Genomic DNA, 12,367 nt, shown 5'->3' on the forward strand with positions numbered 1-12,367 from the left:
AACTGGGGAATATTTTGATCAAACATTCATGAAATACATCTATACCGCATTACTTCTTTTTACCGCCCTGCTCGCGCAAGCTCAGAGCCATGTGTATGAGGGAAGTATCAAAGACCAAAATGGTCTACCCATTCCCGGTGCAACTGTCGCTGAATCTGGAACGGATCATGTAACCATCTCTGATGCAGCAGGAAGGTTCAGTCTGACTTCCGCTTCAAATAACCTTACGCTGAGAGTCAGCTTTATCGGCTTTGAGACCGCAACAGTAGAAATAAAAAACGGCAGCTTCAACAGCACAATTATTCTGGAAGAATCCACGGAAAACCTGGAAGAATTTGTGGTTACCGCGTTGGGAGTTACCCGTGAAAAGCAATCACTCTCTTCGGCTGTGACCAGTATAGGCACTCGGGAACTCAGTGATGTACCGCAGACCAACCTTATCAATTCCCTGTCCGGACAAGTAGCCGGGGTGCAGGTTACCAATGGTTCCTCCGGAGTTGGCTCCTCGGCAAGAATTATTATCCGAGGGGAAAATTCCATTTCCGGAAACAACCAGGCACTTGTGGTGGTGGATGGGGTTCCGATCAGCAATGAGCAGATCACTTCTGATTTGTTCAATGACGGGGCAAATATCCAGGAGGTTGATTTTGGAAATGGTGCTGCAGACATCAATCCGGATGATATAGAATCGCTTACTGTCTTGAAAGGTCCGGGATCCGCGGCGCTTTATGGTGCCAGGGCAGCAAACGGCGTAATCTTAATCACCACAAAAAAAGGCAAGAAAAAGGCTGGAATCGGAGTTACCACCAGCAGTATGGTGACATTTGATGGGTTACTTACACTTCCTGATTATCAGAATGTATATGGCGGAGGTTCCAACGGACAGTATGCCTTTCAGAATGGGATCGGTGCTGGTACCAATGATGGGGGTATTTCCAGCTATGGACCAAAGTTGGATCAGGGTCAATTGATACCACAGTTTGACTCTCCCTCAGTGGACATCAATGGAAATCCTGTTAGAGCAGGTGATGTGATCAGCAGAACAAACCCTGATGGTTCTTTCACCCTTATCACTCCCACTCCCTGGGTTTCCAATCCTGACAATGTCCGAGACTTCTACAGGACAGGAGTTACTTCACAAAATAACTTTTCCATTAATGCCGGCAATGAAAAAGGCGGGGCAAGGGTATCGTACAGCAATTTGAGAAATGAGGGAATTCTTCCCAATACAGATTTGAAGCGGGATGGCATTGCACTTAGTCTCAACCAACAATTGGTCGAAAAATTCCGGATAGATCTTTTTACCAACTACGTCAATTCCAGAAGTGACAACCGCCCCAATCTTGGTTATGGGTATGAAAACGTGCAATACGGATTCAACTGGACAGGCAGGCAGACCAACATTGCTTCCTTAAGGGACTACTGGCAGGCCGGTCAGGAAGGAATACAGCATTATGATTTCAACTACCTCTGGCTTACCAACCCCTACCTAACTTTATTTGAAAACACCAACAGCTTCAATAAAAACAGGCTTTTGGGAAATCTGGCATTGACCTATGATATCACAGACAAGCTAAGCCTGCGGGTGAGATCAGGTCTGGATACCTACAGTGATTTGCGCAAGTTTAAAAGAGCTTTTAGTACCAACAGGAGGATATATGGAGGATACAGGGAAGATCAGGTGAAGTTTACCGAGCAAAATTCCGATGTTTTAGTTACTTACACAGATGCGGTGAATTCCAAGATTACCTATTCCCTATCTGCAGGTGCTAATAGACTGGATCAAAAAATCAATTATTCCTATACCGAAGCTTATCAGCTCGCACTTCCGGGAATTTATACGTTGGAAAACTCCCGGGTTCCTCTGAGAGGGAGCAGCCAGATTTTTGAAAAGCGCATCAACTCTGTTTACGCCTTTGGAAATATCAGTCTTAATTCCGCTTTGTTTCTTGATTTGACTTTAAGAAATGATTGGAGCAGCACTTTGCCCGAAGGGAACAATTCCTTTGCCTATTATTCCGGCGGCTTGAGCTATGCCTTTTCGGAGCACATTACACTTCCGAAAGTCATTTCCAGCTCCCTGATCCGGCTTAATGTTGCCAGCGTGGGAAATGACACTGATCCCTATCAGCTCAATAACAGCTTCCAGTTTAACCAAAATTATGGAGCCTTTACCCGAGTGACTAACGGGACCGTGCTGAACAATCCTGACCTAAGACCGGAGCGTCTAAATGCTTTGGAAGCAGGATTACAGATTGGCTTCTTCGATCAGCGTATAGTGGGAGACCTGACGATCTATCAGAATACCAGTATCAACCAGATTATCGGAAGACCTATTTCCACTTCTTCCGGCTTTAGCAATATCATAGAAAACGGAGGAGAAGTAAGAACCCGAGGTCTGGAGGCAAGTCTGAAAGGGCTGCTGGTGGAGCAGGAAAACTTCAGTTGGAATATGGGGGTGAATTTCACCAAATATATTTCTGAAGTCACCGAATTACCTGAGGGAGTGAATCAATATGTAACCGGTGAAGCGAGCGTATTCGCAGGCTCAGGAGGCTCTAATTCGGTATTCTATATTGCAAGAAAAGGTGGCAGAATTGGTGATATGTATGGATCCGGTTTTCAGGAATTTGAAGGTCAGATCATCTATGGCACCAATGGCCTTCCTATACAGGACGGCACACTCAGGTTATTGGGAAACTATAATCCTGACTTTTTTATGGGATTGACCAACCAGTTTAGGTATAGGGGAATTGAATTAGGTTTTGTATTTGACTGGAGACATGGGGGCACCATTGTCTCCCGAACAAAAGCTTTGGGAAGCACTTCAGGTGTATTGGAGGAAACATTGCAAGGAAGAGAAGATGGGGTGATCGGTGCAGGTGTTATGAATGTGGGCACAGCAGAAAACCCCCAGTATGTAACCAACACCACCTCCGTTCCTGCCAGTACCTTCTATAACAACTTCTATGACCGGGGAAATGAGGCGAGTGCCTTATACGATGCTTCCTATCTAAAATTAAGGCAGTTGAGTATTTATTATGACTTACCTGTATCCTTGATTTCCCAGATTGGATTCCAAAAAGTACGGGCTGGCTTTGTAGGTAGTAACCTCTTACTCTTTACGGAGAATCCGCACTTTGATCCTGAATTAAATGCATTGCAGGGCAGAAATATTATCTATGGGGTGGAAGACATGTCCTACCCTTCCACCAGAAGCTTTGGTTTCAGTATCAAAACAGAATTTTAATCATGAAAAAGCTATACAAATTAACTCCTGCCACGGTAATTTTCACTTTGCTGCTGTCATTTTCCTGTACAGAAGGTTTTGAGGAAATCAATACCAACCCCAATTCCCCGGAAAGTATAGGTCCACAGTTTTTACTTTCCAATGTGATCTCAGTGGCGGCAGATGAGAACACCTTCACCCAGGGTTTTCGCCTCTCCAATTACCTGACACAGTTTGCTGCAAGTGTGGAGTTTGAACGAATAGACCGCTATGAGATGGGAAGCAATGCCCAGTATTGGAATGGCACTTATAGACTACTGAATGATATAGAGTCCATACAGACTAATGATGCAACAAATGAAGCTTACAACGCTGTGGCTGATATTATGAAGGCGTATTTGTTTTCCCAGCTGACAGATATGTGGGGTGATGTGCCTTATTCAGAAGCTTTGGGGGCAAAGTCGGGAGTTTATAATCCCAAGTACGACACGCAGGAAATGATCTATACCGATCCTGAAACAGGGATTTTGGCTTTGTTGAAAAGATCTGCAGCTACTTTGGAAAACACTACCTCGAGTATTCAGGGAGATGTGATGTTTGCCAATAACCTTGATAAATGGAAGAGGTTTGCAAATTCCCTTAGGGTACGATACATCCTGAGGATATCCAAGAGAATAAATGACTTCTCCGAATTGCAGTCCTTGGCGGATGAAAATGAATTGATGCGCAGCAATCTGGATAATGCGGTGGTCCCATACCTTTCCTCAGCACCAAACCAATGGCCTATGTCCCAGTCTGCGCTTGGCTTATATCAGGAGCATCGCATGACGCTCACAGTTGACTCTGTGCTCAAAGCCTGGGATGATCCTAGACAGATGGTTCTTTATAAGCCCTCACAGCAAAGTGTGACTGAAGGCAATCCCAAATTTAAAGGCCTGCAAAATGGGTTGAATAGAGAGACTATCAATGAACGTGGAATCAACCTAAATGATGTTTCACTATTTGGTGCGATTTTCAGAGACGTGCCAGATGGGGTTGATGGGCAATTTATGCAGTACGCAGAGCTTCAGTTTGCATTGGCGGAAGCAGTTAGCAGAGGTTATATCACTGGAAATGCCAAGGATTATTATGAAAAAGGGATAAGTGCTAGTTTCGAATACTTCAATACTCCTATTCCTGCAGATTATTTCCAAAGACCAACGATAGTATTGGATGGCAACAACGATTTGACAAAGATCCTGACCCAAAAATGGCTGTCATTGATCAGCAATGGTCATGAGGCTTGGTTTAACATACGAAGGACTGGAATTCCTGCCTTGACTCCAGGACCTGACAATCTCAATGATGACCAGTATCCGGTGCGATATTTATATCCAGAATCCGAACAGGCAGTGAATAACAGCAACTATCAGGAAGCTGCCAGCAGAATGGGCGGGGATAATATCAACAGTAAAGTCTGGTGGGAAAAATAAGGTGAGTTCCGGGGGATCATGAAAGGATTTTCCGGAACTCTTATTTAGCATTGCAGGGAAAAGAAAGAGTAAGAGCGGTGGAGAAAATTAGCCTGATGTAGGTTTAAAATTTTCTAATGATTATTACCTATTGCGGAAATAGCAACCTTTATGTTAGAGGAAAGAATATGTTGGAAATAAGGAATGGAAATCTGGTCTAAACTGTATTCCCGAAGAAAAACAAAGAGGCTAGTAATATAACTTACTAGCCTCCTATTTGCTGGAAATTTTCCAATAACTATTCTAAAGTCGGGTCAAAAGTCCCTCCCCATCCAACATTCTGCTGCAGCTTATTATTTCTATCCAACACAGCTTTTTGTATAGGGAAAAAATAATAGTTCTCAGGCAAAACGCTGCTTTGAACCCCTGATCGTGGTACCTGCAAAACCTGATACTTGAAGTCCTTTTCCAGAAGAGAATAGCTGGATGCCAACTCCCTACCCACAGCAAGAGAAATCTCACTACCATTTTCATCTACCGCAATAGCTTCCACGCCGTGTTTGGTCTGTCCATCCAATCTGTCTAACATTCTAAGTCTCCTCAGGTCCCAGAATCTAAATCCTTCAAAAGCGAATTCTATATTTCGCTCTGCAAGAATAGCCTCCCTCATAGATTCTCTAGTGGTAGCAGAAAGACCATAGTTGCCATCTGCTCCAGGAAGAATGACTGCCCTATCTCTTATCTGCTTCAGAATATTCATGGCGGTAGTGATATCCCCTGTTTCATTGGAAGTTTCCGCATAGTTTAACATCACTTCAGCAAAACGCATCAGGACATAATCCACATCATATTGCTGTACCTCAGGTTGCGTTAGGTCCAACATACTGTTTTTCAGTATGAAAAATCCTGTGTACCTGTCCAGATTGGTGGAATTGATACCAGCGTTTGGATTGATACCAAAATCATCCAGTTCATGAGCTATACCAAGTGAGGTGTATTGTCTTTTTCCTGCTTTCCCGGAGACCTCATATATTTTCCCATTCCAGACTATGGATTGGTCAAACCTTGGGTCTCTGTTTTTCCAATAGTTCTGAAGAAATTCAGCATCGGTCATGTAATAGTCACCGGTTGGATCATTGTAAAGTTTTCCATCCAGCATCGGAAATTCTTTGATATACTCCCAAGTTGGACATGCTGAGGCTGGTCCCCTACTTTCAGAACCAGGTCTTACACCAAAGTCCCAGTTGGCAGACTTATTAGGATAGCTATTGATAACTGAAAATACAGTCTCGCGATTTCTTTCATCCAGAGCAATATCCCCATATACATCTTCCAAACCGTATCCAAGAGAAGTCAATGATTCATAGGCAGTTTTTGAAGCAGTGTGAGCTTCGGCCCAGTAACTATTGTCCCAAGGATTGGAAGGATTGAATTGAGGGGAAGCTTTATACAGAAGTACTTTAGCCTTAAATGCCAGCGCAAAACTTCCATCTATTTTGCCAAAGTCTCCGGAGGAAGAAGAAATACTTTCTGGCAACAAGGAAATTGCCTGATCCAGATCTTCTATCAATAAGTCAAAGCACTCTGCTGTGGAATTCCTGGCTACAAACAAGTCATCTTCATACCTGTCCTGGGGAACTTTAATATAGGGAATTCCTCCATGGAACATGACCATGTTGAAATAGGTATATGCACGCATGAACAATGCCTGGCCGGTGATATTATCCTTTAGCTCCTGATCCAGTGTTCCGCTATTCACATCTACTATTGCCTGATTGATTAATCTGATTCTGTCGTAATTCCAATCTTTATAATCGTCATTAGAGATAGTGATGCGATCTGCATACCACACTATTCCGGCAATCTGCTGGGAGGTGCGATCAGCACCGGTATCCCAATTGCCAAACATTCCATACAGATTCGCCATGTAGGCATTGGCTAGGTTTTCATCTCCCCACACAAGTTCTGGGCTGTAATGATTGATATCTTCAATTTCCAGAAGATCGTTACACCCAACTGTTAACAAACTGATTCCGAGTATATATAGTAATCTTTTCATTGTAGTTTCTTTAAAATTTAACATCAAGGCCAAGAGTAAAAGATCTCATCAGAGGAAAAGAATCATAGTTTTTCTGCTCTGGGTCCTGAAATTCTTTCACTTCTGAGATGGCAAACAAATTGGTTCCGTTAAAGAAAACCTTGGCACTTGCGATATTGAAATTTGAAAGGACATTACTTGGAATATTGTAGCCAACATTGAGGTTTTTAAGCCTTAAGTAAGCTCCGTTCTTAATCCAGAAAGAAGTAGAACCTGTACCGGACTCATACCAGTTCTGACCTACTGGCCTAGGATATTTGGCGTCAGGATTTTCCGGTGTCCATACATCATCTGCCCAAATAGGATAATAAGGTCTGATGGAGCCTCCATGCTGGCGCATCCCTGCACCTTCCTGATTACTGATAATCCGGTCATACACGCCCACTCCCTGAAAATGTGAAGTGACTGAGAAGTTCTTCCAATCCAGATTAAAACCAAAGCCATAATTCAACCGTGGAGTTGCGTTATTGGAAAGCAATTGGAAGTCATTTCCATCGATTTTCCCATCAGGTCCCGGGGAATAGCCATCTCCGCGTACGTCTTCAAAATATAATCCTCCCAAGTAGGGATCTCTACCAAATTGTTTTAATCCGGCTTCCAAAAGAGTATTTAACTGCTCTTGGGTACGAATTATTCCTAAAGATTTAAGACCAAAAATTCTACCGCTTGGTTGGCCAATCTGTGTTTCAAACTCCCTGTTACCTCCAGGCAAGTAGATAGGATCCTGATCCAACTTATCCCACTGATCCCGTGCATAGCCCAAATTGCCGTACACTGAATAATTCAATTTACCACCAGCAGATTGATCTCTCCATAGCAAGGCGAGCTCTCCACCTTTCCAGGATCTTTCCGCATAATTTTCAGGAGCCAATGACTGTCCGTAATTATCCGGTAGTGTCACCAGTCTGGATCCTAAAATATCTACCTCCTGCTTGTAAAACGCATCTATGGAACCTGATAATCGAGTGTCGATTAATTCAAAGTCCAGCCCAACATTATAAGTAGTGGAAGTAGCCCAAGTCAAATTAGGATTTGGAGTGGATCCTGGTACGATACTCGTATATAATTGATCTCCAAAAATATAGCTCCCTTGATTACTATAAGTATTCACAAAAGAGAATGGGTTGATTCTATTGTTATAAACATCCAAGTCATTTCCGGTAGTACCATAAGACATTCTCAATTTCAAATCATCCAACCAGCTGGTAGTACCTGACATAAATTCCTCACCGGCGATTCTCCATGCTGCAGATATTGATGGGAAAAATCCCCATCGGTTACCTTTGGGAAAAAGCGTATTTCCATCGTATCTAAAGGAAAATTCTGCAATGTATTTTTCATCAAAATTATAGTTAGCTCTACCGATCAGAGATTGTCTAGCCCCTATCTCTTCCCATCCACTACCATATCTTCTTTCGGAATCCTGTGAATACACAAAATCCTGATCGTAGTTCGTCACTGGATCTTCAGCTTTTGAGAAGGCACCGTAAGCTCCATTCTCTGCCTGTTCATAGACAAGCATAGCATTGATTCCATGCTTGTTAAAAGTTTTGACATAGTTTAAAAACCAATCAAACTGATAACTCCAGCCTGTTTCCAATTCGTAGCTGAGGAACTCCTGGTTTTGGCTAAAATTGAAAATATTGATATTGTTAGGGTCTGGAGCAGCCGGAATAAATCTATTCCCGTCGGGATCAGCCTGAGTGAATACATAGTTTTTCTGATAAGTCAGATACTTTTTACGCATGTAATCAGTGGCCAAATAACTTCCTACCACCCTGGTGGATAGTCCATCTATCATGTCACTCAAATCTATGTTAAGTGATAGAATAGAGTTTACCTGACGTTTTCTGGTTTTAATATACCGATCTCCCACAATCTGATCTATTACGCTCCAAGCTTGCCAGCTGCCCATGGGAGTCTGCAAAGGATAGTCTGTCACATGGTCTGAAGGAGTACCATCAGCCTCGGTATAGAAGGGATAGACTTTTGGCCAGTTGAAACTTACGCGGTACAAATCGGATACATCGTAGTCATCGTCACCAGAAAAAGGCCAGTAAAAACGGTCGTGATTCTGTTGGGTGGCAGCTATGTTTAAATCCAGGGTAATGCGGTTTGTAATCTTCGCAGACACATTGCTTCGGAGGTTGAACTTCCCATGATCCACACTTTTGTAAGAACCTTGCTCCCCAAGATAGCTTAGCATGGAATAATACGTGAGTTTTTCATTTCCGCCGGTGACACTTAAAACATAATTCTGACTATTTGGATTTTGCCAGATAAAGTCATTGACGTTATAGCTCCTATTTTCAAAATAAGCGAATTCCTCAGGACCATTTGGAGGAGTAGTTCCCAAAAATTCAGCTACACGGTTTTGGTAGATTAATTCATCTGTGGCTGTGGTCTTGTCCGAAAGTAATTCCTGGGTAGGCCTGAATGTGGAATAAGAAGTCTGAAATCCAATGGTCATTTTCTGCTCCACTCCTTTTTTTGTAGTCACCAATACAACTCCGTTACCAGCTCTGGAACCATATATGGATGCTGAAGCAGCATCTTTAAGGAAACTTAGATTATCTACTTCATTAGAATTAAGTGCGTCAAATGCTGCTTTGTCCCGCACTATACCATCTATCACATACAAAGGGTCACCAAAACTTCCACGTATTCTTATTGAAGAAGAAGCACCTGATAAACCCGAAGTACCTGTTACGTTAACTCCGGGAGCCCTACCAGCCAAAGTATTAGAAAGATTGGTCGCTGGTATTTCATTGATTTCGGCAGTCTTCACAGCCGTAATAGCCCCTGTAAGATTGACTTTCTTCTGCGTACCATATCCTACGACAATGATCTCGTCCAGCGACTTGGTATCTTCTGCCAGCGTGACATCTATGATACTTTGACTCCCTATCTCTATGGTCTGGGTAAGATATCCTATAAAAGAAAAAATAAGGGATGCTCCATCCGGTGCGTCAATAGAATAATTGCCATCTGCGTCTGAAACGGTCCCGGTGGATGTCCCCATTACAGTGATAGTCACCCCTGGCATCGGTAGTTGGTTTTCATCCACTACTCTACCTTTTACCAACACCTTTTTTAGCTGCTCTTCCGCTATGATGGAATTATTCTTTAATCCCACGTGGATAGTGCTTTTTACCTGCTTAAACTTCAGATTGCTATCCTTTGAAATTTCCTGTAGCAAGGCTTCTACGGATACCTCTTCCCCTATCCTTTTATTGTGGAAGACGGCATTTTTCACATCCTGTCTTCTAAAAGAAAACAGAAAGTCAGTGTCCCGTTCGATTTGTTGGAAGACTTCACCAATCGGTATTTGATCCTGGTGAATGGTAACAAAAACCTCTTCCATTTTTGTCTGGCCAGTACTTTCTCCAGCCAACAAAGTGCTTAAAAATAAGCACTGAAGCACCATTCCGAGAAAGGCGTATTTTCCCATGGTTACAATTTTTTTCAGTAACTTTGAATTCATAATAGTTCTGTTTATGGATAATATTCTATATCTGTAATCAATTAGATCATTGATCATCGCTGCACGGCAAAATCCAGCTTTGATTGATGGTCTTCTTGTTTTTTCACTACTTCTATTCAATCATAGGCCTCTTGTTTTTTAGTGGATAATAATTGTGGAATCGTTTATTTCATATTGAAAATCATAGGTGAAGGAAAGGCCAATCAGGATTTCTTCCAGTGTCTGTTCTTCAAATTTTCCTGTGTAATCTTGGTCTTTCTTACTATTCATTTGGTACTGAAATTTTACACCATACCAATTTTCCAGTCTTTTGAGGACTTCGCCGAAGCTCGCATTCCGAAAAACAATCACGTTATCTTTCCAGGCAAATGATTGATCATAGTCGACCTTTGTCTTTTCAAACAATCCTTGGGATCCATCAAAATTTGCAGCATCCATAGGTTCCAGAAAAAGCTCATCTGCCTTGCCTGATTCATCTGATATAGCTTTGGTCACTTTTACTTTCCCCGTCAGTACTGCCACTTGGCTTTTTTTACTTTCCGAATTTTCCTCTATGACGAAAGAAGTACCTAAAACACTGGTAATTAAATTATCTGAGTGCACGATAAAGGGTCTTTCCACATCTCTGTTCACGTCGAAGAAAATCTGTCCCATCATGTATACCTCCCTTCTTTTTCCATCGAAAGTTTTAGGAAATCTCACACTGCTATTTGAGTTTAGTTGTAAAATACTGCCATCACTCAGCTTCAATGTCAACTTCTCTCCTGCAAGAGTCTGTTTTGTAAGGTATTCCACTTGATTCTGAAATCCTGTCGCAGGCTGGTTTTCTTCCCTTCGGACAGTAAACAGCCAGAATACAGAAGCTACAATTGTTAAAAGAAATGAGGCTGCTATACCTACCTTCCATCGATTGATTAACCTACTTTTAGGCTTATCTATTTGCTTTGGTTTTCTGGGATTAACTATAGGAGGCGATTCCAGTTCTTGCTTTTCCGAGGCAATTCTCTTGTGGATGCCTTTTAAAATTGACTTACTATTAATACTTGATTTTAAGTCCTCTGCATCAAATTTCTCAAACTCTTCTTTTAATTGATTTTCCCCTTCTTCCGAATTGATCCAGAGAAGGACCTGATGAACTTCTTCAGGACTGCATTTCCCATCAAAGAATTTTTTAACTAACTCTGGGTTCATTGATCTCATTTATTGTAATACTCGAAAAACTTGGCTTACCCCTAGTCGGATGTAAAAAAAAGATATTTTTTTAACCGTATTATTCAATAAAGGCAATAAAATAGTGTTTGAAGTAAGTATTAAGTAAAATTTTCAACTTACATTACTTATATTTAAGAAATATTCATAATTCTAAAAATTTATATTTTTTGAGATTTAGACTAAGCCAGCTTTAATGAATCAGCACTTAAAAGAGCTAGTATGTAAATTGAAAAGGGGCGATAAAATGGCCTTTGAAGAGATCTATGGACTTTTTCACAAGAAAATCTATCTGTTTTGTATTGGCTATGGATTGCCACAAGTGGATGCTGAAGAAATTACACAGGAAGTTTTTATCAAGCTGTGGCTGAAACGAACTTCCATCGACGAAGACAAAAGTTTAAACTCCTATTTGTATAAAATCGGAAAGAATATCATCATCGATGAATTCAAGAAGAAAATCAAAATCAAGGCTACGCAAGAATATCAGATGAGCTTGATTATTCCCTGCAACAACGTAGAAGAGGACATGGACTACAAAGATTTGCAAAAGCAAATGGAAGAAACGCTGATGTACCTTCCTGAGCGAAGAAGGGAAATTTTTGAACTATCCCGGGTCAAAGGCTTATCCCATAAGGAAATAGCGGAGGAATTGGGGATTTCCACAAAGACCGTTGAAAATCACCTTACACAAGCTTTAAACAACTTTAGGGTAGCTTTACAGAACACTAATTTCTTGTTGTTTGGACTTATTTTATTAATACTATAAATATAAAAGTCGGTGTTGAGTCGTGGGAGAAAAGAAGTATAGAGCGTTTTCCATTAATTATCCGTAATTATCCCAGTTTCCTTAAATTCTTTGTTTGGCAGGAAGGAAAACAGAAGACCGAATACTT

General features: G+C 41.6%; 6 protein-coding genes. 3 read left to right on the forward strand and 3 right to left on the reverse strand.

Features of this window, described 5'->3' with window-relative positions; all coding sequences use genetic code 11:
• Positions 1 to 28 precede the first annotated feature (28 nt).
• Both AACZ73_RS20065 and AACZ73_RS20070 read left to right on the forward strand, forming a co-directional pair.
• Positions 29 to 3,250 (forward strand): SusC/RagA family TonB-linked outer membrane protein, encoded by a 3,222-nt coding sequence (locus AACZ73_RS20065; protein WP_339880622.1) that lies wholly within the window; start codon positions 29 to 31, stop codon positions 3,248 to 3,250.
• 2 nt (positions 3,251 to 3,252) lie between these two features.
• On the forward strand, positions 3,253 to 4,701 hold the full coding sequence (locus AACZ73_RS20070) for a SusD/RagB family nutrient-binding outer membrane lipoprotein (RefSeq protein ID WP_339880623.1): 1,449 nt from the start codon (positions 3,253 to 3,255) through the stop codon (positions 4,699 to 4,701).
• Positions 4,702 to 4,978: 277 nt separating this feature from the next.
• Here the strand turns inward: AACZ73_RS20070 and AACZ73_RS20075 are convergent, their stop codons facing one another.
• The 3 genes from AACZ73_RS20075 to AACZ73_RS20085 form a co-directional block, all read right to left on the reverse strand.
• Positions 4,979 to 6,739 (reverse strand): RagB/SusD family nutrient uptake outer membrane protein, encoded by a 1,761-nt coding sequence (locus tag AACZ73_RS20075; RefSeq protein WP_339880624.1) that lies wholly within the window; start codon positions 6,737 to 6,739, stop codon positions 4,979 to 4,981.
• 10 nt (positions 6,740 to 6,749) lie between these two features.
• Positions 6,750 to 10,262, reverse strand: a complete 3,513-nt coding sequence (locus tag AACZ73_RS20080) for a SusC/RagA family TonB-linked outer membrane protein (protein WP_339880625.1) — start codon at positions 10,260 to 10,262, stop codon at positions 6,750 to 6,752.
• Between the two features lie 138 nt (positions 10,263 to 10,400).
• Entirely contained in the window at positions 10,401 to 11,453 is a 1,053-nt protein-coding gene (locus tag AACZ73_RS20085) for a FecR domain-containing protein (protein ID WP_339880626.1), read from the reverse strand.
• A 214-nt stretch (positions 11,454 to 11,667) separates the two neighbouring features.
• Here AACZ73_RS20085 and AACZ73_RS20090 point away from each other — a divergent pair, with 214 nt between their 5' ends.
• Positions 11,668 to 12,240, forward strand: coding sequence for an RNA polymerase sigma-70 factor (locus AACZ73_RS20090; RefSeq protein ID WP_339880627.1), 573 nt, complete (start codon positions 11,668 to 11,670; stop codon positions 12,238 to 12,240).
• Positions 12,241 to 12,367: the final 127 nt, after the last annotated feature.

Source organism: uncultured Algoriphagus sp. (assembly GCF_963974835.1).
GTDB lineage: Bacteria > Bacteroidota > Bacteroidia > Cytophagales > Cyclobacteriaceae > Algoriphagus.

Coding starts and splice junctions, on each gene's coding strand:
- AACZ73_RS20065 (WP_339880622.1), top strand. CDS start 29: ATGAAATACATCTATACCGCATTACTTCTTTTTACCGCCCTGCTCGCG.
- AACZ73_RS20070 (WP_339880623.1), top strand. CDS start 3,253: ATGAAAAAGCTATACAAATTAACTCCTGCCACGGTAATTTTCACTTTG.
- AACZ73_RS20075 (WP_339880624.1), bottom strand. CDS start 6,739: ATGAAAAGATTACTATATATACTCGGAATCAGTTTGTTAACAGTTGGG.
- AACZ73_RS20080 (WP_339880625.1), bottom strand. CDS start 10,262: ATGAATTCAAAGTTACTGAAAAAAATTGTAACCATGGGAAAATACGCC.
- AACZ73_RS20085 (WP_339880626.1), bottom strand. CDS start 11,453: ATGAACCCAGAGTTAGTTAAAAAATTCTTTGATGGGAAATGCAGTCCT.
- AACZ73_RS20090 (WP_339880627.1), top strand. CDS start 11,668: ATGAATCAGCACTTAAAAGAGCTAGTATGTAAATTGAAAAGGGGCGAT.